The 23945-nt window shown below is 70.3% G+C and carries 20 protein-coding genes, 1 pseudogene and 1 riboswitch; of the genes and pseudogenes, 7 read left to right on the top strand and 14 right to left on the bottom strand.

What is annotated here, in order from left to right; genetic code table 11:
• Positions 1 to 35 precede the first annotated feature (35 nt).
• From GJG85_RS08510 to cbiE, 3 genes are read right to left on the bottom strand one after another with little or no spacing between them, the layout of a single operon-like run.
• The gene (locus tag GJG85_RS08510) at positions 36 to 767 is read right to left on the bottom strand and encodes a cobalt-precorrin-6A reductase (protein WP_204383236.1); all 732 of its coding nucleotides are present in this window, start codon (positions 765 to 767) and stop codon (positions 36 to 38) included.
• Positions 764 to 1852 carry a cobalt-precorrin-5B (C(1))-methyltransferase gene (locus GJG85_RS08505; RefSeq protein ID WP_124630384.1) on the bottom strand — a complete coding sequence of 363 codons (1089 nt, stop codon included), beginning with the start codon at positions 1850 to 1852 and terminating at the stop codon, positions 764 to 766. The genes GJG85_RS08510 and GJG85_RS08505 overlap by 4 nt, the downstream gene beginning before the upstream one ends.
• Positions 1852 to 3132, bottom strand: a complete 1281-nt coding sequence (gene cbiE / locus GJG85_RS08500; RefSeq protein ID WP_089488439.1) for a precorrin-6y C5,15-methyltransferase (decarboxylating) subunit CbiE — start codon at positions 3130 to 3132, stop codon at positions 1852 to 1854. Before cbiE ends, GJG85_RS08505 begins: the two co-directional genes overlap by 1 nt.
• A gap of 202 nt (positions 3133 to 3334) precedes the next feature.
• A riboswitch (cobalamin riboswitch) is annotated at positions 3335 to 3526 on the top strand.
• 102 nt (positions 3527 to 3628) lie between these two features.
• Here cbiE and cobG point away from each other — a divergent pair.
• The 5 genes from cobG (at position 3629) to GJG85_RS08475 (ending at position 9755) form a co-directional block, all read left to right on the top strand.
• Positions 3629 to 4990 carry a precorrin-3B synthase gene (gene cobG, locus GJG85_RS08495; protein ID WP_279612889.1) on the top strand — a complete coding sequence of 454 codons (1362 nt, stop codon included), beginning with the start codon at positions 3629 to 3631 and terminating at the stop codon, positions 4988 to 4990.
• Positions 4983 to 5609, top strand: coding sequence for a precorrin-8X methylmutase (locus GJG85_RS08490; RefSeq protein ID WP_089488437.1), 627 nt, complete (start codon positions 4983 to 4985; stop codon positions 5607 to 5609). The genes cobG and GJG85_RS08490 overlap by 8 nt, the downstream gene beginning before the upstream one ends.
• Positions 5606 to 6340, top strand: coding sequence for a precorrin-2 C(20)-methyltransferase (locus GJG85_RS08485; RefSeq protein ID WP_050012643.1), 735 nt, complete (start codon positions 5606 to 5608; stop codon positions 6338 to 6340). The genes GJG85_RS08490 and GJG85_RS08485 overlap by 4 nt, the downstream gene beginning before the upstream one ends.
• Positions 6337 to 8052 carry a precorrin-3B C(17)-methyltransferase gene (gene cobJ / locus GJG85_RS08480; protein ID WP_204383234.1) on the top strand — a complete coding sequence of 572 codons (1716 nt, stop codon included), beginning with the start codon at positions 6337 to 6339 and terminating at the stop codon, positions 8050 to 8052. The genes GJG85_RS08485 and cobJ overlap by 4 nt, the downstream gene beginning before the upstream one ends.
• Positions 8053 to 8399: 347 nt before the next feature.
• The gene (locus GJG85_RS08475; RefSeq protein ID WP_050012641.1) at positions 8400 to 9755 is read left to right on the top strand and encodes a chitinase; all 1356 of its coding nucleotides are present in this window, start codon (positions 8400 to 8402) and stop codon (positions 9753 to 9755) included.
• A 102-nt stretch (positions 9756 to 9857) separates the two neighbouring features.
• On the opposite strand, the gene GJG85_RS08470 is transcribed toward GJG85_RS08475, so the two are convergent.
• From GJG85_RS08470 to GJG85_RS08455, 4 genes are all read right to left on the bottom strand, one after another.
• Positions 9858 to 10601 (bottom strand): IclR family transcriptional regulator, encoded by a 744-nt coding sequence (locus tag GJG85_RS08470; RefSeq protein WP_050012640.1) that lies wholly within the window; start codon positions 10599 to 10601, stop codon positions 9858 to 9860.
• Between the two features lie 60 nt (positions 10602 to 10661).
• A complete protein-coding gene (locus GJG85_RS08465; RefSeq protein ID WP_050012639.1) occupies positions 10662 to 11828 on the bottom strand; it encodes an acyl-CoA dehydrogenase family protein in 1167 nt (388 codons plus the stop codon).
• 37 nt (positions 11829 to 11865) lie between these two features.
• Positions 11866 to 13167 (bottom strand): citrate:proton symporter, encoded by a 1302-nt coding sequence (locus GJG85_RS08460; protein ID WP_124593113.1) that lies wholly within the window; start codon positions 13165 to 13167, stop codon positions 11866 to 11868.
• Between the two features lie 132 nt (positions 13168 to 13299).
• Entirely contained in the window at positions 13300 to 14463 is a 1164-nt protein-coding gene (locus GJG85_RS08455; RefSeq protein WP_204383232.1) for a CoA transferase, read from the bottom strand.
• Between the two features lie 277 nt (positions 14464 to 14740).
• Between GJG85_RS08455 and GJG85_RS08450 the strand changes: the two genes are divergently transcribed.
• Both GJG85_RS08450 and GJG85_RS08445 read left to right on the top strand, forming a co-directional pair.
• Entirely contained in the window at positions 14741 to 15001 is a 261-nt protein-coding gene (locus GJG85_RS08450) for a hypothetical protein (RefSeq protein WP_050012636.1), read from the top strand.
• 157 nt (positions 15002 to 15158) lie between these two features.
• Positions 15159 to 15563, top strand: a complete 405-nt coding sequence (locus GJG85_RS08445) for an NUDIX hydrolase (RefSeq protein ID WP_204383231.1) — start codon at positions 15159 to 15161, stop codon at positions 15561 to 15563.
• Positions 15564 to 15619: 56 nt separating this feature from the next.
• Here the strand turns inward: GJG85_RS08445 and GJG85_RS08440 are convergent, their stop codons facing one another.
• The 7 genes and pseudogenes from GJG85_RS08440 to cobW all read right to left on the bottom strand — a co-directional run bounded on the left by GJG85_RS08440 (position 15620) and on the right by cobW (position 23809).
• Positions 15620 to 15946, bottom strand: a complete 327-nt coding sequence (locus tag GJG85_RS08440; RefSeq protein WP_050012634.1) for a low molecular weight protein tyrosine phosphatase family protein — start codon at positions 15944 to 15946, stop codon at positions 15620 to 15622.
• 28 nt (positions 15947 to 15974) lie between these two features.
• Positions 15975 to 16547, bottom strand: a pseudogene (locus GJG85_RS08435) (DUF1993 domain-containing protein).
• 96 nt (positions 16548 to 16643) lie between these two features.
• Positions 16644 to 17096, bottom strand: coding sequence for a YaiI/YqxD family protein (locus GJG85_RS08430; RefSeq protein ID WP_089488434.1), 453 nt, complete (start codon positions 17094 to 17096; stop codon positions 16644 to 16646).
• Between the two features lie 61 nt (positions 17097 to 17157).
• The gene (locus GJG85_RS08425; protein WP_050012631.1) at positions 17158 to 17766 is read right to left on the bottom strand and encodes a VWA domain-containing protein; all 609 of its coding nucleotides are present in this window, start codon (positions 17764 to 17766) and stop codon (positions 17158 to 17160) included.
• A gap of 68 nt (positions 17767 to 17834) precedes the next feature.
• Positions 17835 to 18908: an ATP-binding protein gene (locus GJG85_RS08420; RefSeq protein ID WP_050012630.1), complete on the bottom strand. Its 1074-nt coding sequence runs from the start codon at positions 18906 to 18908 to the stop codon at positions 17835 to 17837.
• Complete coding sequence (gene cobN / locus GJG85_RS08415; protein WP_050012629.1) at positions 18905 to 22714, bottom strand: cobaltochelatase subunit CobN; 3810 nt, start codon at positions 22712 to 22714, stop codon at positions 18905 to 18907. The genes GJG85_RS08420 and cobN overlap by 4 nt, the downstream gene beginning before the upstream one ends.
• Before the next feature lie 6 nt (positions 22715 to 22720).
• The gene (cobW, locus tag GJG85_RS08410) at positions 22721 to 23809 is read right to left on the bottom strand and encodes a cobalamin biosynthesis protein CobW (RefSeq protein WP_050012628.1); all 1089 of its coding nucleotides are present in this window, start codon (positions 23807 to 23809) and stop codon (positions 22721 to 22723) included.
• Between the last annotated feature and the right edge of the window lie 136 nt (positions 23810 to 23945).

The following is a 23945-nucleotide window of genomic DNA, read 5'->3' as shown; positions in this document are numbered from 1 at the left end:
TCTCCGTCAATTCGTGGGGTGACCGCTGCGTCGCGTCAGGCGCGCGCGGCCGGATCGAGTGCGTCGATGAGCGCCGTGACCGAGTCGAACCCGCGGTCGGCATCGGGCAGCGGCGGCCGACGCAGCATCACGACCGGCAGCCTGCGTTCGCGCGCGACGTCGAGCTTGGCCTCGGTGGCCGCGCCGCCACTGTTCTTGCTGACGACGACGTCGATGCCGGCCAGCGCGAATAGCGCGCGCTCGCCGTCGGGCGTGAACGGCCCGCGCGCGGCGATGACCTGCGCGCGGGCGTTGCCGGGGTGCGCATCGAGGCAGCGCACGAGCCAGAACTGGTGCGGCGGGATCGCGTCGAGATGCGCGAGCGGCTCGCGGCCGAGCGTGAACAGCGGACGCCTGAACGGCGCGAGCGCGGCCTCGATGCCGGCCCAGTCGTCGACCATCCGCCAGTCGTCGCCCGGTTGCGGCGTCCACGGCGCGCGGCGCAGCGCCCATAGCGGCACGCCCGCGTCGCGCGTCGCCGCCGCGGCGTTCGCGCTGATTTGCGCGGCATACGGATGGGTCGCGTCGATCACGAGGCCGATGCCGGCGTCGCGAAGATACGCGGTCAGCCCGGCTGCGCCGCCGAAACCGCCGACGCGCACGTCGCAGCGCAAATCGTCGGGCGTCTTGCCAAGGCCGGCGAGACTATAGACATGATGCGGGCCGAGCGCGCGCGCGATTTTCAGCGCATCGCCGGTGCCCCCGAGCAGCAGGATGCGCGGGCTCATCGCGCCTCCCCGACGAAGCGGCCCTGTCGATCGATCGCGAACATTTCGACCGCGACCGACGGCGGCACGATGTCGCGCGCGACCCGCAGCGCGTGCGCGCAGACCAGATCGCCGAGCGGCACGCCGTCGGCCTGCGCGAGCTTCAACGCTTCCTGGCTCGTGTTCGCGGCGCGCATCGCGGCCTGCAGCGCATCGCTCGCGCCGGCTTGCGCCGCCCACTGCGCGAGCAGCGGCAGATCGATGCTCGAATGGCGGCTGTGCAGGTCGAGATGGCCGGCCGCGAGCTTGCTGAGCTTGCCGAAGCCGCCGCACATCGACAGGCGCGCGACCGGCGCGCGCCGCAGGTGCTTGAGCACCGCGCCCGCGAAATCGCCCATCTCGATCAGCGCCATGTCGGGCAGATGGTAGTGCGCGCGCATCGCATCCTCGCTCGCGTTGCCCGTGCAGGCGGCGATGTGCGCGATGCCATTCGCTCGCGCGACGTCGATGCCCTGATGAATCGACGCGATATAGGCCGAGCACGAAAATGGCCGCACGATGCCGGTCGTGCCGAGGATCGACAGCCCGCCGACGATGCCCAGGCGCGGGTTCATCGTCTTCAGCGCGAGCGCCTCGCCGCCTTCGACGCCGATCGTCACGTCGAAACCGCCCGTGTAGCCGTGTTCAGCGGCGAGCGCTTCGAGGTGCGTGGTCATCATCTGGCGCGGCACCGGGTTGATCGCCGGTTCGCCGACCGGCAGCGTGAGCCCCGCACGCGTGACCGTGCCGACGCCCGGCCCCGCATGAAAACGCACGCCGGGCGCCCCCGCGAGCGCGACGCGCGCGAAGATCAGCGCGCCGTGCGTGACGTCCGGATCGTCGCCGGCATCCTTGATCGTGCCGGCTTCGGCGCCGTCGGCCGTGACGCGGCAGAATTCGAGCCGCATCATCACGCGCTGTCCCTTCGGCAGCACGATCTCGACCGCGTCGTCCGCGTGACCCGCGAGCAGCAGCCGCGCGGCCGCGAGCGACGTCGCGGTCGCGCAGCTGCCGGTCGTGTAGCCGAAGCGCAGCGGCGCGGGCTGTTCGGGGGTTTCGTCGCGCATCACGCGTCCGCTGGGTTCGACGGGTTCGCCCTATTCGACGAACCTGCCGCGTCGGCCGCGTCTGTCGCGTCTGTCGCGTCGGGCTTGCGCCCGTCGTACAGCGTGACCGGCAGCGGCTGCCGCCACGTGTCGAAGCGGCCGAGCGGTTCGGCGTGCGCGAGCGACACGCGCGTGAGCGTGCCGCCGTGCGCATCGCGCCACGCGGCGAGCGCCATCTCGCCTTGCAGCGTGACCGCGTTCGCGACCAGCCGTCCGCCGGGTTTCAGCGACGCCCAGCACGCGTCGAGCACGCCGGGCGCCGTCGCGCCGCCGCCGATGAAGATCGCGTCGGGCGCGGCGAGCCCCGCGAGCGCATCGGGCGCACGGCCCGCGACGAGTTGCAGGCCCGGCACGCCGAGCGTATCGCGGTTGTGTTCGATGAAGCGCTGCCGCTCCGCATGCGCTTCGATCGCGATCGCCTGGCAGGATGGATGCGCGCGCATCCATTCGATGCCGATCGAGCCGCTGCCGGCGCCGACGTCCCACAGCAGTTCGCCGGCCGCGGGCGCGAGGCGCCCGAGCGTCATCGCGCGCAGGTCGCGCTTGGTGAGCTGGCCGTCGTGGCGGTACGCGTCGTCGGGCAGGCCGGGCGTGAGCGCGCGGCGCGGCGCGTCGGGGCCCGCCCGGCAGTCGAGCGCGACGAGATTGAGTGCGGCGGTTTCGTCGATGTTCCAGTCGTGCGCGAGGCCGTCGATCCGCCGTTCGAGCGGGCCGCCCAGATGTTCGAACACGCTGATGCGCGTCGGCCCGAAGCCGCGGGCGACGAGTTCGGCCGCGACCGCGGCCGGCGTACGGCCGTCGGCGCTCAGCACGAACAGCCGCCGGCCCGGCAGCAGGTGGCGGCCCAGCGTCGCGAGCGGACGCCCGACGAGCGAGACCGCGCCGACGTCCTGCAGCGCCCAGCCGAGCCGCGCGGCCGCGAGCGACAGCGACGACGGCGCGGGCAGCACGCGCCATTCGTCGGGGGAAAGCGCGCGGGCGAGCGTCGCGCCGACGCCGAACAGCATCGGGTCGCCGCTTGCGAGCACGCACACGGGCGCGCCGCGGCGCGCGAGCAGCCCCGACAGGTCGAACGGCGATGGCCATGCTTCGCGCGCGGCGCGCAGCCGCGCGGGCAGCATGTCGAGATGCCGTTTCGCGCCGACCACGTGCGTCGCGTCGAGCAGCGCGCGCCGCGCGTGGCGTCCGAGCCCCGCGTAACCGTCGTCGCCGATGCCCACTACCGTCAGCCACGCCGTCATGCCCCCTTCCCCATCGTTCGATTCCATCGTGTCGCCGCGCGGCCGTGAAAGCGCCGGTGCCGCCGTCCGCGTTGCAAAAAACGGCATGGTACCGTGTTCCACCCGGCGTTTCATCTGCCGGCTCGCCCGCTCCCGACCGTTGCCCGCTTCGCCGGCCTCGAACGGCCGGCAGGTCGCGAATCGCGGCCGAAATCGGGTATCCTACGGCCGTTCGTTCGCCGGTGCCCTTCGGGGCCGAAGAGGGAACACAGGGCGCACCGCGCGCCGCTGTGGCTGCCCCCGCAACTGTAGACAGCGAGCCGATCTCCCCCTCATGCCACTGGTTTCACCGGGAAGGCCGGGAGGCGGCGCCGACCTGTCAGCCAGGAGACCTGCCGGCCAGAAAGTGCGTGCCAGTCGGCGTCGGGCGGGGTGTACCGATGCGTTGGCCGTGGCGCCACACTGTTCCGGTATCCCGTTGAATTCCGCCCCCGATTCGATTCCTGCGTCGCCCATCGTGCGCCCGTCGGCTTGCCCGGGGCTCGTGCGCGTGGTCGCGGCCGCCGACGGCGGGCTGTGCCGGATCAAGCTGCCGGGCGGCCGGCTCGACACGCGCCAGGCGCGTGCGATCGCCGCCGCCGCGCGCCTGCACGGCTCCGGCGAGATCGATGCGACCAATCGCGCGAATCTCCAGTTGCGCGGCATTCGCGACGGTGCGTCCGATGCGCTCGCGCGCGCGCTGCTCGAAGCAGGGCTCGGCCCGCGCACAAGCGCCGGCAACACCGCCATCGATGCGGCCGCGCTCGCGGCGAGCGACGACGTTCGCAACGTGATGCTGAGCCCGCTCGCCGGGCACGACCCGGCCGCGCTCGTCGATAGCCGTGCGCTCGCCATGCCGCTGCTCGACATGCTCGCGAGCGAGCCGCGCCGCGGCGAACTGTCGCCGAAATTCTCGATCCAGCTCGACGGCGGCGAAGCGGTCGCGGCGCTCGATCATCCGCACGACGTCTGGCTCGCCGCGTGGCGTCGCGGCGACGGCGCGGTACGTCTCGCGGCGGGGCTGGCCGGCTGCCCTCCGGTTGCGCACGACGACCGGCCCGCGTCGGTCGACGTGTCGATCGATCAGGGCGTCGCACTGGTCCGCGCACTGCTGCTCGCGTTCCTCGATCTCGCGCCGGCCGACGTCACGCGGATGCGCGCGTTGCTGTCGATGTGCGGCGAACGCATGCTGCTCGAGCGCGCGCAACACTATCTGCCGTTCCCGCTCGCGGCCGATCCGACGCTCGCCGGCTGGCGGCGCACGCCCGCGGACGCCGCGTTGCGTTTCGGCGCATACCCGTCGCGCGACGCGGCACGCTGCAGCATCGGCGCGCAATTCGCGCTCGGGCGGCTTGACGCGGCGCAACTGGAGCGGCTCGCCGCGCTGGCCGAAGCCGACGGCGACGGCACGCTGTCGATGACGCCGTGGCAAGGCGTGTTCATGCACGGCGTATCGAACCAACACGCGGCTGCGACGCGCGAAGCACTCGCGTCGCTCGGCCTCGTGTGCGCGGCGTCCGACCCGCTGGCGACGCTCGTCGCCTGCACCGGCAGCGCGGGCTGCGCGAAAGCGCACGCCGACACGAAACGCGACGCGCTTGCACTCGCCGCGCGCATCGGCCATCCGCTCGACGTGCATCTGACCGGTTGCGAACGCCACTGCGCGCTGCCGCACGCTGCCGTGCATACGCTCGTCGCGGTGGCGCCCGAACGCTACGACCTTTATCGGCGCGACGCGGCCGCGGGCCTCGGCGCCCTGCTCGCGCGCCGTCTGACGATTGACCAGGCCGCGGTCCGCCTCATGGACGCGCGGCACAGCCAGGACACCACCGATGCTTGACTACATTCGCGACGGGCAGGAAATCTACCGTCAGTCGTTCGCGACGATCCGCGCCGAGGCCGACCTGTCGCAGGTGCCGCCCGATATCGAGAAACTCGCGGTACGCGTAATCCATGCGAGCGGGATGGTCGACGTCGTGTACGACCTGCGTTTTTCCGCCGGCGCCGGCACGGCCGGCCGCACCGCGCTCGCGACCGGCGCACCGATCCTGTGCGACGCGAGGATGGTCGCCGAAGGCATCACGCGCGCGCGGCTGCCCGCGGCCAACCGCGTGATCTGCACGCTCGGCGAGCCGCAGGTGCCCGATCTCGCGCAACGCCTCGGCAACACGCGCTCGGCCGCCGCGCTCGAACTGTGGCGTCCGCATCTCGCGGGCAGCGTCGTCGTGATCGGCAATGCGCCGACCGCGCTGTTCCACCTGCTCGACATGATCGACGCCGGCGCGCCGCGCCCCGCGCTGATCGTCGGTTTCCCGGTCGGCTTCATCGGCGCGGCCGAATCGAAGGCGGCGCTCGACGCCGACAGCCGCGGCGTGCCGTACGTCACGCTGCTCGGCCGGCGCGGCGGCAGCGCGATGGCCGCCGCCGCGGTGAATGCGCTCGCGACGGAGGTCGAATGACGCGCGCGCGCGGACGGCTGTTCGGGGTCGGGGTCGGCCCCGGCGATCCGGAACTGATGACGATCAAGGCGCTACGCGTGCTGCAGGCGGCGCCCGTGGTCGCGTATTTCGTCGCGAAGGGCAAGAAAGGCAACGCGTACGGCATCGTCGAAGCGCACCTGCTCGACGGACAGACGCAACTGCCCCTCGTCTATCCGGTGACGACCGAGGCGCTGCCGCCGCCGCTGTGCTACGAGACGGTGATCGCAGATTTCTACGACACCGCGGCCGAGATCGTCGCCGCGCACCTCGATGCAGGCCGCGACGTCGCGGTGATCTGCGAAGGCGACCCGTTCTTCTACGGCTCGTACATGTACCTGCACGACCGTCTCGCGCCGCGCTACGACACCGAGGTGATCCCGGGCGTGTGCGCGATGCTCGGCGGCACGGCCGTGCTCGGCCAGCCGCTCGTCTATCGCAACCAGAGCCTGTCGGTGCTGTCGGGCGTGCTGCCCGAGCACGAACTGCGCGAGCGGCTCGCGCGGGCCGACGCGGCCGTCGTGATGAAGCTCGGCCGCAATTTCGACAAGGTGCGGCGCGTGCTCGACGAACTCGGGCTCGCGAAGCGCGCGCTCTACGTCGAGCGCGCGACGATGGCGAACCAGCGCATCGTGCCGCTCGACGAAGTCGATCCGATGGCGTCGCCGTATTTCTCGCTGCTCGTCGTGCCGGGGGAAAAATGGCAAGGATGACGACGCCGCCCGCGATCGTGATCCTCGGCGCGGGCGCGCTCGATACCGCGCGACGTATCCAGGCGCGTTATCCAGATGCCCTCGTGCACGGTCTCGCGTCGCGCGTCGACGCCGACGTGCCGTTCGACGAACTCGGCCCTCACCTGCGCGAACTCTATGCGCGCGGCTTGCCGATCGTCGCGCTGTGCGCGGCCGGCATCGTGATCCGCTGCCTCGCGCCCGCGCTCGCCGACAAGGGCGTCGAGCCGCCGGTGCTCGCGGTCGCGGAGGACGGCTCGGCCGTCGTGCCGCTGCTCGGGGGGCTGACCGGCGTCAACGTGATCGCGCGCGAAATCGCCGAATGCGTCGGCGTCGCGCCGGCGATCACGACGAGCGGCGAACTGCGCTTCGGCGCGTGCGTGCTCAATCCGCCGGAAGGCTATGCGCTCGCCGATCTCGCGCAGGGCAAGCGCTTCGTGTCCGACCTGCTCGCGGGCGCGTCGATGCGCATCGACGGCGCCGCGCCGTGGCTCGACGACGTCGCGCTGCCGCGCGATGCCGCAGCCGCGCACGCGATTCGCGTGACGCCCGATGCGTGGCGCGGCGCGCGCGACGAACTCGTGATTCATCCGCGCAGCGTGGTGGTCGGCGTCGCCGCGAATGCCGCGCATGCCGGCGAAGCGCTTGCTGCGCGCATCGAAGCCCTGCTCGACGCACAGGGCCTCGCGCGGCTGGCGCTCGCGGCCCTCGTCGCGCCCGCATCGGCGATCGGCGAACCCGCGCTGGAAGAAGCGGCGAACACGCTCGACGTGCCGCTGCGTTTCGTCGATAGCGATAGTGACCGCGACGCGCCCGCCGACGCCACCACGCTGCTCGGCCGCGCATTACGCGTCGCCCACACGCTACGTGAAGAATCGAACGGCCTCGCGTGCGCGATCGCATCGCACCCGGTCGATCCGGCCACGCTCGGCCGCGCACGCGGCCGCCTGACGGTGCTCGGCCTCGGCCCGGGCGGCGCCGCCTGGCTCACGCCGGCCGCACGCGCGGCGCTCGCGGACGCGACCGACATCCTCGGCTATACCACCTACGTGAACATGGCCGGCCCGTTTCGGGCCGACCAGCGCGTGCACGGCACCGACAATCGCGAGGAAATGCAGCGTGCGCGCCATGCGTTCGAACTGGCGGCCGAGGGCCGGCGCGTCGCGGTCGTGTCGTCGGGCGACCCCGGCGTATTCGCGATGGCCGCGGCCGTGCTCGAAGCGCTCGATGAAGCCCGAGACCCGCAATGGGCCGCGGTCGACCTGCGCGTGGAGCCCGGCATCTCGGCGTCGCTCGCGACGGCCGCGCAGGCCGGCGCACCGCTCGGCCACGATTTCTGCGCGATCTCGCTGTCGGACAACCTGAAGCCGTGGGAGGTGATCGAGACGCGCCTGCGGCATGCGGCGCAAGCCGATCTCGTGATGGCGTTCTACAACCCGATCTCGCGTGCGCGGCCGTGGCAGCTCGACCGTGCGCTCGATATCGTGCGCGTGCATCGCGCGGCCGACACGGTGGTCGTGCTCGGCCGCGACATCGGCCGGCCGGGCGCGACGCTTTCGACCACGACCCTCGGCGCGCTGCGCAGCGACCAGGTCGACATGCGCACGATGGTGATCGTCGGCTCGTCGACGACGCGGCGTTTCGCGATCGGCAACGCACGCGAATGGGTCTATACGCCGCGCTGGTATCGTTGAACGCCGCTGCGCCCGCCGGGTTGCGCATACCGCATCCCGGCGGGGTTCGCACGAATGTGAATGCGCATGCGAGCGAGCCGTTGATCGGCATGCCGGTTCGCTGGAACCGGTCCATCCGCGCGGCGGCGCGCGATCGATCGGAAAAAGTGCCCTCCGCGCGTTTCGATATTCGACCGAATCGGCAAGTTCGTTACGTATCGGAAATCGAATAACAAAAAGAAGAACACCTAAGTTTCCTATTCGACGCGAATCCTCCAAGATAGGCACGCCGCCGGCGGGACACGTGCGTTGCCCCCCGGCGACGATACGCAGGCCAGCGTATCCCTCTTCCACTTGGAGAACACAGAATGAACAACAATGTGTTGCCGCGTTTCATTCCGCGTGGGTTTGCCGCGGGTTGTCTGCTCGCGATGGCGAGCGTGTCGCACGGTGCCGGCGTCTATGCGCCGTATGTCGACGTGACGCTTTATCCAACGCCGTTGGTCGATCAGATCGGCGTGCGCCAGGGCATCCAGCAGTTCACGCTCGCATTCGTGGTCGCGGGCAACGGCTGCGTGCCGTCGTGGGGCGGCGTGCAGCCGATCGGCAACGGCGCGAGCGGCGGGCTGCTGACCGCGCTGTCCACGTCGATCGCGAGCTACCGCGCGAAAGGCGGCGAAGTCGCCGTGTCGTTCGGCGGCGCGAACGGCACGCCGCTGATGCAGGCGTGCTCGACGGTTCCCGCGCTGAAGACCGCGTACCAGACGGTGATCGACACGTACGGCCTCACGCATATCGACTTCGACATCGAGGGCGCGTCGCAGCAGGACACGGCGGCGGTCACGCGCAACTTCCAGGCGGTCGCGCAGTTGCAAGCCGACTATGCGGCGAAGGGCAAGCCGCTGCACGTGACGCTGACGCTGCCGACGATGCCGACCGGGCTCACGCAGGACGGCGTGAACGTCGTCAACGCGGCCATCGCGAACAAGACCACGTTCGACGCGGTCAACGTGATGGCGATGGATTACGGCCCCGCGAACATCGACATGGGCGCCGCCGCGATCAGCGCCGCGCAGGCGCTCTATTCGCAGCTCGACACCGCGTTCAAGTCGGCCGGCCAGCCGAAGACCAACGCGCAGCTGTGGCAGATGGTCGGCGTCACGCCGATGATCGGCGTCAACGACGTGCAGGGCGAAACCTTCACGCTCGCGAATGCGCAGACCGTGCTGAACGCGGCCGTCGCGAACGGCTACGGTTTCTTCGGCAACTGGTCGGTCGGCCGCGATCAGGCGTGCCCGTCGGGCGGCACGTATGCGTCGCCGACCTGCTCCGGCGTCGCGCAGCAGCCGTACGCATTCGCGACGATCTTCAAGAAGCTCGACGGCAAGTGGGGCGCGGGCGTCACGCAGGATCCGAACTACGGCGGCGGCTCGGACGGCGGCACGCCGCAGCCGGGCGCACCGTGGGCGGCCGGCCAGGTCTATACGGCCGGCGCGACGGTCACCTACCAGGGCACCACGTATCAGGCGCAGTGGTGGACGCAGGGCGACGTGCCGGGCCAGGCGGCCGTGTGGAAGCCGATAAGCGGCGGCACGCCCGCGTGGTCGGCGACGACCGCGTATCAGGGCGGCACGTGCGTGACGTATCAGGGCGCGAAGTATTGCGCGAAATGGTGGACGCAGGGCGACAACCCGAGCGCGGGCGGCGTGTGGGTGAAGTCGTGACGGTGCGACACACCCGCGCGTGACGTGCGGCGGGCCGCTTCCGGCGTGGCGGGACCGCACGCCGGCGACGGCCCGTTGCCCGCGCCGTCGCGCGCCGCTGCCCTACCCGCGCGCGTGCTCGGCCTGCAGCCGCGCCTTCGCGTCGACGAGCAGCGCCGCATGCGTGTCGCGATGCTGGCGGATCCGCTCGGTCGGCCCGACGACCGACAGCCCGTACCAGTCGCCGTCGAGCGTCAGCGCGACCGCGATCGCCGATAGCTCCGGCGCGCTCTCGCCGAAATTCTCGGCCCAGCCGAGTTCGCGAAACCGCGCGGTCTGCGCGACGAGCGCCGGGAGGTCGGCCACCGTCGCGTCGGTAAAGCGTTCGAACGGCAGTTGCGCGCCGAGCGCCTGCTGCGCATCGCTCGCGAGTTCCGCGAAAATCGCCTTGCCGATCGAGTTCGCATGCAGCGGCCGCAGCTCGCCCGGCTGACGCGTATAGCGGATCGCCTGTTCCGATTCGACGACGTCGAGATACGTGACCGACGCACCCTGGATCTTGCCGAGCACCGCCGTTTCGCGGCTCGCGTCGCGCAGCGCGACGAGGTGCGGATGCACGATGTCGACGACCGGATCGGTCGCGTCGATCGCGGCGGCGACCGTCTGCAGGCGTCGCGTCGGATAGTAGCCGCCGCGCTTGCGCACTTCGTACAGATAGCCGCGGCTCACGAGCGTGCGCGCCATCGCGAGGCAACTCGACGCCGGCACATTGAGCAGGCGCGCGAGTTCGGTGAGCGGCAGCGGCCGCCGTTCGGCGGCGAACAGCTCGAACAGGTCGAGCGTGCGGGCAACGAGTTTGACGTCCATGACGAGCGCTTGATTCGGAACGGGAAACCGCGCGCCGGGCGGGCCGCCGGGTCGCTACGGTCAGTATGACTTCGGCAGCCCGAGCACCTTCTCCGCGATGTAGCACAGGATCAGTTGCGGACTCACGGGCGCGAGCCTCGGAATCATACACTCGCGCAGATAGCGCTCGACGTGATATTCCTTCGCGTACCCCATCCCGCCGTGCGTCGCGATCGCCGTCTGGCACGCGTGGAACGCGGCTTCCGCGCCGAGGTATTTGGCCGCATTCGCCTCCGCGCCGCACGACTGGCCCGCGTCGTAGCGCGTCGCGGCCTTCATCACCATCAGCCACGCGGCCTCGAGCTGCATCCACGCCTGCGCGAGCGGATGCTGGATCGACTGGTTCTGCCCGATCGGCCGGCCGAACACGACGCGCTCGCACGCATACTGCGTCGCGCGGCGCAGCGCGGCCTGCCCGAGGCCGATCGCCTCGGCCGCGATCAGGATCCGTTCGGGGTTCAGCCCGTGCAGCAGATAGCGGAAGCCGTCGCCTTCGTGGCCGATCAGGTCGTCGCGCGACACGCGCAGGTTGTCGATGAACAGCATGTTCGAATCGACCGCCTTGCGGCCCATCTTCTCGATCTCGCGCACTTCGACATGCGAACGGTCGAGGTCGGTATAGAACAGGCTCAGCCCGTCGGTCGGCTTCGCGACCTGGTCGAGCGGCGTCGTGCGCGCGATGATCAGCATCTTGTTCGCGACCTGCGCAGTCGAGATCCAGATCTTGCGTCCGCTCAGCACGTAGTGATCGCCGTCGCGGCGCGCCTGCGTGCTCAGGTGCGTGGTGTCGAGCCCCGCATCGGGTTCCGTTACTGCAAAACACGCCTTGTCGTGGCCGGCGATCAGCGGCGGCAGGAAGCGCGCCTTCTGCGCGTCGTTGCCGAACACCTGCACCGGGTTCAGCCCGAAGATGTTCATGTGGACGGCCGACGCGCCGGACAGCCCCGCGCCCGACGCGCTGATCGTGCGCATCATCAGCGCCGCCTCTGTCATCCCGAGCCCGGCGCCGCCGTAGGCCGGGTCCATCGCGATGCCGAGCCAGCCGGCGTCGGCGAGCGCCGCGTGGAAATCGGCGGGAAACCCGCCGGCGCGATCGCGTTCGAGCCAGTAGTCGTCGCCGAAGCGTTCGCAGATTTTCTCGATCGCGCTTTCGATCGCGCGCTGGTCGTCGGTCAGGTCGAACTGCATGGACTGCTCTCCCGGAAAGCGTGAACGGCCGCGCCGCTCACAATGGAAACAGGCCCGTCGCGACCGCGGCGAAGACCATCAGCACGGTGGCGGCGAACAGGAACGGAATCGTGAATTTCTGGTGCTCGGCGAGCTCGACGCCGGTCAGGCCGACGATCAGGAACGTCGCGGGCGTGAGCGGGCTCACCGGAAAGCCCGTCGTCATCTGGCCGAGCAATGCGGCCTGCGCCATCTGGATCGGCGGCACGCCGAGCAGCTTGCCGCTCTCCGCGAGCACCGGCAGCACACCGAAGTAGAACGAGTCGGGATCGAACAGCAGGCTGAGCGGCATCGACAGCAGCCCGAGCACGAACGGCATGTGGCGCGCATGCTCGACGGGCACGTGCGCGACGACGACCTCGGCCATCGCCTTCAGCATCCCTGTGCCGGACATGATGCCGGTGAACGCGCCGGCCGCGAGCAGCACGCTCGCCATCATCAGTGCGGCCTTCGCATGCGCGTCGATCCGCTCGCGCTGTGCCTGGACGTCCGGATAGTTGATCACCAGCGCGGCGACCGTGCCGAGCATGAACATCACCATCGGGTCGACGATGCCCGACACCAGCGTGCCGAGCACGACGAGCGTGAGCGCGACGTTGATCCCGAAGCGTCCCGGGCGGCGCAACGCGCGTTCGGCGTCGGTCAGCTCGCGCGGCGCGATCGCGAGCGCGGCCGCGCCGGCGCGGTCGAGCCCGAGCCGTTTCGCCTCGCGCACGCCGAGCACGTACGCGGTGCCGAACACGAACACGAGCCCGACGATCTGCACCGGGATCATCGGCGTGAAGATCGCCGAACCGGGAATGTGCAGCGCGGCCGACGCGCGCAGCATCGGGCCGACCCACGGCAGGAAGTTGACGCCGGCCGCCATCGACGCGACGCACGCGAGGATACGGCGATCCATCCCGAGCCGCGTATAGAGCGGCATCATCGCGGGCAGCGTGACGAGAAACGTGACCGCGCCCGAGCCGTCGAGATGGATCAGCAGCGCGAGCAGCGCCGAGCCCATCACGATGCGCGGCGGATGGCAGCCGATCACGCGCAGCACGCCCGCGATGATCGGGTCCAGCATCCCCGCATCAGTGAGGATTCCGAAAAATAGAATCGCAAAAACGAACATCCCGGCGATCGGGCCGATGTTCTGTACGCCGTGCACGACGAACTTGCCGGTCTGCAGTCCGAAACCGGCCGCGAGCGACGCGGCCACCGGCACGACGATCAGCGCGACGAGCGGCGACAGCCGCTTCGTGATGATCAGGCCGAACAGCGCGACGATGGCGACCGCGCCGATCCATGCGAGCATGATGCGTCTCCTCTTCAGCCGGCGCGCATCGACGGGCGTGTCGATGCGCGGGCCGACGTGATGTCCGAATGTGGGTGTGCGCGGCGCGCGGCCGTGCGCCGCTGTGCGGCACGGCCGACGCCGCGATGCCGGTCAGGTGCGGCCGTGGTCGTCGTTGCCGTTGTCGTCCTCAAACACCTGCGCCGCATGTTCGTTCAGCGCGGGCGGCGGCCGCCGGTACGTGGCCGGCGTGCGGCCGAGCTTGATCGGCGACGCGATGCCGCGGTGCCGGCCCAGCTCGACCTTCATCTGCCGGTGCGCGACATGCGGATGGTCGAGCGCCGCGTCGAGCCCGAGCACGGGCGCGCACGGCACGCCGCGGCGCATCAGGTGCTCGGCGAGCGTCGCGCCGTCGTGCGCGGCCAGCGCCGTTTCGAGCAGCGTGCGCAGCGCGGCGCGGTGCTGGCTGCGCGCGCGGTTGTCCGCGAAACGCGGATCGTCGAGCCAGTCGCGCGTGCCGAGCACGTCGCACAGCGCGGCGAACTGCCCGTTGTTGCCGACCGCCAGGAAGATGTCGGCGCCCGCCGTCGGAAAGCTGTCGTACGGCGTGATGTTCGGGTGCGCGTTGCCGGTGCGCACAGGCGCGTTGCCCGAATGAAAGAAGTTCGGCGTATGCGGATGGAGGATCGACAGCGCGCAGTCGAACAGCGTCGATTCGACGAACTGGCCGCGCCCGCTCGCATCGCGCTCGCGCAGCGCCATCAGCACGCCGAGCGCCGCGTTCAGCCCCGTGACGAGATCGACGATCGGCACGCCGACGCGCAGCGGGGCACCGCCGGCTTCGCCGTTGACGCTCATCAGCCCGGCCAGCGCCTGCACGGCCGCGTCGTAGCCCGGCAGCCCGCCGAGCGGGCCGTCCGCGCCGAAACCCGACACGCGGCAATACACGAGGCGCGGAAACCGCGCATGCAGCGCGTCGAACCCGAGCCCCCAGCGCTCCATCGTGCCGATCTTGAAGTTCTCGACCAGCGCGTCCGCGCGTTCGAGCAGTCCGAGCAGCCGCTCGCGATCGGCCGGCTGCGTCAGGTCGAGCGCGATGCCGAGCTTGTTGCGGTTCACGCCGAGGAAATACGACGCGGTGTCGCCGTCGAACGGCGGGCCCCACGTGCGCGTCTCGTCGCCGGACGGCGGCTCGACCTTGATCACCTCCGCGCCGTGGTCGGCGAGGATCTGGGTCGCGTACGGGCCGCCCAGCACCCGCGACAGATCGATGATGCGCAATCCCGCCAGCGCGCCCTGCTGCTCGTGTTCCGCCATGCGTCTCGCTCCTGGTTCCGGTCGATCGGACCGCCGGTTCCGGTGGCCGGGCGCTTGCGCGCGGCTTCTCCGGATTTGACGAATAATTCTTGTGTGTGAATTTATATTCACACTGGAGAATTATGTTGTCAAGCCCGGAGGGACCCGGCTGCCGCGCGGATCGCGTCGTCGCGCGCAAGCGGGAACGACGCCGAACGCAGGCCGGTTGCGGTGACGCCCCGCCGTTCGCTAAGCTGACGGATCACGTTCATCCCGAACGACACGAGACGGAATCTCCATGAAACGATTGTGGCTGGCGGCCCTCGTGCTGGCGTCGACGCTGGGCGTCGCGCATGCGCAGAACCAGACTTTCCATTTCGGCGAAGGGCAAACCGGGATGCCGGGCGCCGCGCCGCATGCCGCCGCGCCGGCGGCCCGGCCCGCGCCCGCACGTCGGCACGTGACCGCGCCGTCGCCCCATCACCGGCGTGCGGTTCACAAGCGCCGCCATTCGCGCCACACGAAGCCGACGCGCAGCGGGATCTACACGCACGCGTGAGCTTTCGTCCATTCCGCCGTGCGACCGCGGTGCACGGAACTGTCACGAACGGCCGGTATCATCGGCGCGGCGGCTTGCATGCCGTCGCCGCCTGCTGTCGGACGACGGCAGCCGGCGTGCACTTCTCTCCACGATTCAGCACCTGTCTTGCCAGAACATGAGCACCGGGCCGGATACCCTCGCCGTCATCAAGGAACGCGCCACGATCGTGTGCCGCCAGCGCAGCAGCGTGCTGCTGGTCGCGCGCACCACGGCGCGCTGGTCGCTGCCGGGCGGCACGATCCGGCGCGGCGAGACGCCGCTCGAAGCCGCGCGGCGGGAACTCGCGGAGGAAACCCGGCTCGAGGGACTCGCGCTCGACTACGCGGTGCAGTTCGGCGGGCTGACGAAGTTGCATCACGTGTTCGTGGCCGACGTGCCGGTGCACCTGATGCCGCGCGCGAGCAACGAGATCGCCCACTGCAAGTGGTTCGCGGTCGACCGGCTCGACACGCTGCGAGCGAGCGTGCCGACACGCAAGATCATCGAGCTGCTGCGGCTCGACTGTTTTCTGCATTCGTGAGCGAACCGCTTCGCTAAGGTCGATGCCGGCTCAGGCTTGGGCACGGCTCGCGGCGATTACGCGCGCAGGAATGGGCCAGCCTTGCGTTCGAGCAGCGCGACGAGTTCGGGCTGCATGAACGCGTAGCGGTCGGGGATATCGAGGCAGACGATCTTCCGGTGCTTCAGATGCGCACCGAATTGCGCCGACAGTCGCGCTTTGTGCGCGCGCTCCATCACGAACACGATGTCCGCCCAATCGAGCTGCTCGGCGGACAGCCGCACGTCCGCGTCGGGCGCGAGGCCCGCGGAGTCGGTTTCGACGCCCGGCCACGCGGCGAACACCGCTTCGGCCGTCGGGCTGCGCAGCCGGTTGCGGCTGCAGAGGAACAGAGCACGTGCCATGTCGCTTCGCGGCCGCCCGGAGGCCGGCTCAACCCTGCGGAATCGTGCCCGGCCGCACGTAGGCGAGCATGTGCGGCACGTAATCGGCCTTGCCGAGTTCGACGCCGTGATGGCGCAGGATCGCGTACGCGGCGATCGCGTGAAAGTAGAACTGCGGCAGCGCCCAGTCGCGCGCGTACTATTCGCCGGTCATGTCGAACGCGATCCCGTTCGGCATCTCGAGCGAGATCGGCAGCGCTGCGCCGCCATCGAGCGCATCCGGTGCGAGTTCGCCGAGAAAGGCGAGCGTGCCGGAGATGAGCGCCTGCGCATCGGCCGGCGAGCCGGGTTGCGCATCGGCATTCCAGCCCGCCTCGCGCAACGCGAGCAATGCCGCCGGCAGCGGTTCGCCGCGCAGCCGGTGCACCGGCTCCATCGCCTGGAAACACGAGAAGCGCACCTGCGCGGCGAGCGGACACATGTCGGGCGCGAGCCTCAGCGTCATCGCCGCGTCGGGTTCGTCACCGGCGGCCTGCCGGTGGGCGACGGCCTTGTCGAGCCACGCTGACTGGGCGCGCAGCATCTGGGCGTAGGTCGGAACGAGAAGTTGGGTCGGTGACACGCGTGCGCTCCTGTGCTGAGGGTTCGCGCCACACGATAGCAGCGTCGGCGCGAACCTGCATCCCGGCCGGGCGCAGACGGGCGCAAACGCATGCCGTTACGGCTTGCCGTGCCGCGCGAGGAACCGGTCGAACTGCGACGCGAACGTCTTGCCGTCGCGCGCGCCGAACGGCGCCGGCCCGCCGGTGTCGATGCCCGCGCTGCGCAACTGGTCCATCATCGCGCGCGTCGACAGGCGCTCCTCGATGTTCTCGCGGCTGAACCAGTTGCCGCGCGGGTCGAGCGCGTGCGCGCCCTTGTCGAGGACGGCGGCGGCCAGCGGGATGTCGGCGGTGATCACGAGGTCGCCGGGTTCCGCCAGCTCGACGATGCGCGCGTCGGCCACGTCGAAGCCGGCTGGCACCTGCACGGCCTTGATGAACGGCGACGGCGGCGTACGCAGAAACTGGTTCGCGACCAGCGTCACGTGGATTTCGGCGCGACGCGCGGCGCGAAACAGCATGTCCTTGATGACGGCGGGACATGCGTCGGCATCGACCAGTACTTGCATGGCGGGAGTGTCCAGTGGGCAGAAGCGCAAACGCCGATCATAGCGCACCGCCGACCGGCCATCAGCCGGCGAGATCCGTGCGAAGCGCGTCGACCGTCATCCATCGCGCGCCCCACGCCGCGGCGAGCCGCGCGCCCTGCCCGATTCGCACGGCCGCATCGTCGAAGTCGACGAACACGACGTGATCGGCCGCCGCGGGTCTGGCCGGCATCTCGCGCGTGCGGCCGTCGGACAGCACCCACAGCCAACGCTGCTTGCCGGGCTCGCGGCGAGCGGCGCGGGCAAGCAACTGCGCGGCGGTCGCGATACCGTCCGCGAGCGGCGTGCCGCCGCCGCCGTCGACCGGCTCGAGCCAGCGCGCGTTCCACCAGCGCGGTACGGCCGGGCCGAAGCGCCGCGCGGCGCCGTTGCCGCCGAAGCAGATCAACGCGGTTTCGACGCGTGCGCGCGCAGCCTGATCGAAATACGCGACGATCAGCCCCTTCGCGAGCGCGAGCCGCTCATGCGACAACATCGACGCCGAACAGTCGAGCACGAAGCAATGTAGCGCGTGCGGCGTGCCCGCGCGTTTCCCGTAGCGCAGATGATCGCGATGCAGCGGGCCGCCACGTTTCGCGGCGAGCGTCGCCGGCCACGCGACGGCCGTGCCGGCGCGCGCCGTGCCCGGCACGCGCGCGGCGGCGCCTGTCTGCCATCGAGGACCGCGAATCGCGTTCGCGGCGGCGCCGGCTCGATGGCTCAGCGTTTTTTTAGCGGCAGCGGCACCACGCTTTTCACGTCGCGCAGCCCGGTCGGTTCGGGCGGCAGGTAGCCCCAGTCGCCCTGCGATGCGGACGCGTCGGCCTCTGTGTCGTCGGTGCCGCCGTGTCGCTTGTCGGGCTGCCGTGGTGTATCCGAGCGCAAACGATCGTCGTGCTCACCACCTTGCTGCGACGGCGGCGGCCCCGCATGGCGCCGATGCCGCAGCACGGCTTCGGCCACGCGCGCCACATGCGACACCGTCACCGCGTCGGCCTGCTCCAGCGCGGCCAGCGCACGCGCGGCGCGCAGCATCACGAGATCGGCGCGCAACCCGTCGACGGCCGCGTCGATGCACAGCGCGCTGACGCGCGCATGGACCGCATCATCGAAATCCAGCGTCGCCAGCCGCGCACGCGCCGCATCAATCCGGTCCGCGAGTGCCCGCTGGGCCGCCGCGTGACGCGCGCGAAACGCATCCGGATCGAGATCGAACGCGAGACGCGCCTTCACGATCCGCTCGCGCTGGGCGGCGTCGAAGCAGTTCTCCAGCTCGACCATCAGCCCGAAGCGGTCGAGCAGTTGCGGACGCAACTCGCCTTCCTCGGGATTCATCGTGCCGACGAGCACGAAGCGCGCGTCGTGCGCATGCGACACGCCATCGCGCTCGACGATGTTCACGCCGCTCGCGGCGACGTCGAGCAGCGTATCGACGAGCCCGTCGGCGAGCAGGTTCACTTCGTCGACATACAACACGCCCCGATGCGCGCGCGCCAGCAGGCCCGGCCGGAAACGCACGCCGTTTTCGGCCAGCGCGTGCGCGAGATCGAGCGTGCCCGTCACCTGCTCGTCGCTTGCCGACAGCGGCAGCGTGACGAACTGCCCTTCCGGCAGCAGCTCCGCGAGGCCGCGCGCCGCGGTCGATTTCGCGGTGCCGCGCGGGCCGCTGACGAGCACGCCGCCGAGCGACGGGTCGATCGCGGCGAGCAGCAGCGCCTGCTGCAACGCGTCCTGCGCGACGAGCGCCGCAAACGGAAAAACCGCGCGGGCGCGGTGCGTCGTCGGATCGGTCATCGCCGTCCTCCTTCCTGACGTTGTTCGCTGGCGAGCCAGATCGCCTCGATCCGCTCGCGATAAGGGCCCGGCTGCTGCCACAGCCCGCGCTGCATCGCTTCGACGAAGCGCTCGCAGATGCCGTGCAGCGCGTTCGGGTTGTGCCGTTCGAGAAACGCGCGGGTGGCGTCGTCGAACAGGTACGCGTCGGCGACGAGCGCGTACTGGTGATCGGACAGCACGCGCGCGGTCGCGTCATAGCCGTACAGGTAATCGACGGTCGCGGCGAGTTCGGCCGCACCCTTGTAGCCGTGACGCTTCACGCCGTCGAGCCATTTCGGGTTGACGACGCGCGAGCGGATCACGCGCGCGATTTCCTCGCGCAGCGTGCGCATCTTCGGCGCGACCGGGTTCGCATGGTCGCCGTGATAGATACTCGGCTGCTGCCCGGACAGGTGCCGCACCGCCGCCGTCATTCCACCCTGGAACTGGTAGTAGTCGTTCGAATCGAGAATGTCGTGCTCGCGGCTGTCCTGGTTCTGCACGACGACGTCGATCGTCGCGAGCCGCTCGCCGAACACGTCGGGCGCGGCGTCGCCCGCACTGTTCTGCGCGTATGCATGGCCGCCCCATCGACGGTAGGCATCCGCGAGATCGGCGTCGGTCTGCCAGCGCCGCTGGTCGATCAGGTCCTGCAGGCCCGCGCCGTAGCTGCCCGGCCGCGCGCCGAACACGCGCCAGCCGGCGCGGCGGCGCGCTTCGTCGGGCGCCATGCCCTGCGCGACCCACTTCTCGCGTTCGCGCTCGATGCGCGCGCGGATCGGGTTCAGTTCCTCGGGCTCGTCGAGTGCGGCAACCGCCTGCACGGCCGCGTCGAACAGATGCATCAGGTTCGGGAATGCATCGCGGAAGAAACCGGACACGCGCAGCGTCACGTCGATGCGCGGCCGGTCGAATATCTCGATCGGCAAAATCTCGAAGTCGGTCACGCGGTGGCTGCCGTGCGCCCATTTCGGTCGCACGCCGAGCAGCGCGAACGCCTGCGCGATGTCGTCGCCGCCGGTGCGCATCGTGGCCGTTCCCCAGACCGACAGTCCGATCGCGCGCGGATAGTCGCCGTGATCCTGCAGATGGCGTTCGATCAGTTGCTGCGCGGATTTCAGCCCGAGCGACCACGCGGCCTGCGTCGGCACCGCGCGCGTGTCGACCGAGTAGAAATTGCGGCCCGTGGGCAGCACGTCGGGACGGCCGCGCGACGGCGAACCGCTCGGCCCCGGCGGCACGAAGCGGCCGTCGAGCCCGCGCAGCAACTGCCGCATTTCCTCGCCGCCGCACGCGTCGAGCGCAGGCAACAGCGTCGAACGCACGCGTTCGAGCACCGCGAGCGTATGCGGCCATTCGCCGGGCGGCGGCATGTCGAGGCCGGGATCCTCCGAAGCGGTTCCGCACACGACGTTGAGCCAATGCTGCGCCAGCCGTTCGAGCCGTTCGCGCGTATCGCCCGCATGCCGCCACGGCGACGCGTCGAGCGTTTGCAGCACGGCCGGCCGCGGCCCGGTCCACGGTGCGGCCCAGTCGGCCGAAAGCGGGTCGAAATCGCTGCCAAGCGCGAGATCGTGCGCGAGCGCGCCGATCAGGCCAGCCCGTTCGCCCTTGCCGTCACCGACCGGAAAACGTGCCAATGCGAGCAGCGTGTCGCGCCGCTGGCGCTCGACCGGCGACGCGCCGAACACGTGCAGCCCGTCGCGGATCTGCGCTTCCTTCAATTCGCACAGCCATGCATCGACGCGCGTGAGCAGCGCATCCTCGTCGCCCGCATCGCGCGGCGGCGACACGCTCAGTTCGTCATGCAGACGATGCTCGGCGATCGTCGCGAGGATCGTCTTGCGCAGCAGCTTCGCGCGTCGCGCATCGACCATCAGCGCTTCATAGTATTCGTCGACCTGCCGTTCGAGATCCTGCAGCGGGCCGTAGTTTTCCGCGCGCGTGAGCGGCGGCATCAGGTGATCGACGATCACCGCCTGCGCGCGGCGCTTCGCCTGGCTGCCCTCGCCCGGATCGTTGACGATGAACGGATACAGATGCGGCAGCGGCCCGAGCGTCAGGTCGGGCCAGCATGCGTCGGACAGCGCGACGCTCTTGCCCGGCAGCCATTCGAGGTTGCCGTGCTTGCCGAGATGGATGACCGCGTCGACGCGATACGCATCGCGCAGCCAGAAATAGAACGCGAGATACGCGTGCGGCGGCACGAGATCCGCATCGTGGTAGCTCGCGTAGTCGTTGTCGTCGCGCGAGCGCGACGGCTGGATGCCGACGAACACGTTGCCCGCGCGCCAGCCGGCGATCGTGAAGCGCTGCTGCCGCAGCGTCGGGTCCGCTTCGGGCGGCCCCCAGCGTTCGTTCAGCGCGTCGCGCACGGCCGCCGGCAGTCGCGCGAAGCGCGCGACGTAGTCGGCCAGCGCGTAACTCTGAAACGCGGGACGCAGCGTGCGCAAGGCGGGATCGTTGGTCACGCCTTCGGTGAGTTGCGCGATCAGCGCATCACCGTCAGACGGCAGATCGGCCACCGTGTAGCCCGCATCGCGCAGCGCCGCGAGCACGCGCAGCGCGGATGCCGGCGTGTCGAGCCCGACGCCGTTGCCGATCCGCCCTTCGCTTTGCGGATAGTTCGCGAGAATCAGCGCGATGCGCTTGTCGGCGTTATCCAGCGTGCGCAGCCGGCACCAGCCGCGCGCAAGCGCCGCGACGAACGCGATCCGCTCCGCATCCGGCTGGTAGCGCACGACGTCGACTTCAGTGTGCGGGCAACGATACGCGAGCCCCTTGAAGCTCACCGCGCGCGTGACGATGCGCCCATCGACTTCGGGCAGCGCGACATGCATCGCGATGTCGCGGGCGTGCAGCCCCTGGTTGTCGGCCACCCACGCGTCGCGATTGCCGCCGGACAGAATCACCTGCAGCACCGGCGCGTCGCCGGCCAGCACGTCGGGCTCGGCGCTGTCGATCGCGCCGGCCGCGAACGCGGTGGTGTTGAGCACGAGCGCGACGCCATGCGTGTCGCACAGCTGCGTGATGACCTCGCGGCTCACCGCGTCCTTCAGCGACGTCACCGCGATCGGCAGCGGATTCAATCCTTCGTCGATCAACGCATCGGCCAGCGCGTCGAACACGGCCGTGTTCGCGGCCTGCCAGTGCGCGCGATAGAACAGGATCGCGACGACCGGCGCGCCCGGCGTCCAGCGCGGCCGCCAGTCGTCGACGCTCGCACGGTCGCGCGCCGGGTGATACAGCGCGGCGGCCGGCAGCGGGCGCGGCGGTTCGGGCTCGTCGCCGAACCCGAGCGTGTGAAACGCGATACTGCGCAGCAGCGCGTCGGCGTTGTGCACGCCGCCTTCGCGCAGATAGCGCCACCACAGCCGGCACAGCTCGGCCTCGACCGTGCTCTTCGCGACGAGGTTCGGGTCCTCCTGCAGGTCGCCCGAGAACATCGCGAGCTGCTGCCCGCGCTTCGACGCGAGCGACACGGCCTGCTCGATCCCGTACGGCCAGTACGCTTCGCCGCCGAGATGATCGATCACGACCGTCTTCGCGTGACGCAGCACGTCGTCGACATAGAAATCGACCGACGCAGGCTGCCGCAGGAACGTGACGTTCGCGAGCCGCACGCTCGGGAACCCGGCCGGCAAGTGCGGCACGACGCTCGCGAGCAGCGACAGCGTCGTGTCGGCCGAACTCAGGATCACGATGTCGGCCGGCTGCTGGTCGATCCGGACGACGCCCTGCGTATCGTCGACGAAGCCGCCCGGCGTGGTGCGCAACAGATGCATCGTGCGTTACGCCTGCTGCGGCTCGGCCGCGCACGCGGCGTCGAACGCGCGTTGCAGCGCGGCCGCGTCGAGATCCTCGCCGATCAGCACGAAGCGGCTCGCGCGCGTTTCGCCGTCCTGCCAGCGGCGGTCGAAATAGCTGTCGAAGCGGCGGCCGACGCCCTGGATCACGAGCCGCATCGGCGCGCCGGGCAGCGCGGCGAAACCTTTCGCGCGATAGATCGTGTGCGCTTCGACCACCCGCTGCAATGCGGCGATCGTCGCTTCGCGCGTGCCGGCGTCGCCCGACACCACCACCGAATCGAAATCGTCGTGATGATGATCGTGATCGCCGTCGTCGGCCGAGCCGTGATGGTCGTGCCGCAGATGGATCGTGTCCTCCGACGCCGATTCGAGGCCGAGCAGCATCGCGAGATCGAGCTCGCCGCGCGTCGCACGCACGATCTTCACCTGCGGCGGGATTTCTTCGCGGATCGCGGTTTCGATCTGCGCGAACTCGGCGTCGCCGACGAGGTCGGCCTTGTTCACGATCACGAGATCGGCTGACGACAGTTGATCGGCGAACAGTTCGTGCAGCGGCGATTCGTGGTCGAGGTTCGGATCGGCGCGGCGCTGCGCGTCGACGGCCTGCGGGTTTTCCGCGAACTGGCCACTCGCGGCGGCCGGCCCGTCGACGACGGTCACGACCGCGTCGACCGTGAAGCTGTTGCGGATCGTCGGCCAGTTGAACGCCTGCACGAGCGGCTTCGGCAGCGCGAGGCCCGACGTCTCGATCAGCACGTGGTCGATGTCCGCGCGGCGCTCGACGAGTGCTTCCATCACCGGATAGAACTCTTCCTGCACGGTGCAGCACAGGCAGCCGTTCGCGAGTTCGTACAGCTGGCCCGGCGCTTCGCCCTGCGCGCCGTCGGCATCGTCGCAGCCGATGCCGCAGCCCTTGAGGATTTCGCCGTCGATGCCGAGCTCGCCGAATTCGTTGACGATCACCGCGATGCGGCGGCCTTCGGCGTGCTGCAGGATATGGCGCATCAGCGTCGTCTTGCCGCTGCCGAGAAAGCCCGTGACGATCGTGACGGGCAGCTTGCGTAGGGTCATGGTAGGTCCGGTGTCGAAGAGGGAATCAGGACGGGATCGTCGCGTCGGGGGCGGCGCGGCCATTCAGCGGGCGGTGCGCGGGAAGCTCGCCGCGTGATCCGCGCGGACAGTCGCACGGCGGGCGGAACAACGAATC

Origin of the sequence: Burkholderia sp. MS389, assembly GCF_016899425.1 — a bacterium.
GTDB classification, from domain to species: Bacteria; Pseudomonadota; Gammaproteobacteria; order Burkholderiales; family Burkholderiaceae; genus Burkholderia; species Burkholderia sola.
Note: the sequence above shows the minus strand (reverse complement) of the source record. Positions and strands in the feature narration are given on the sequence as shown.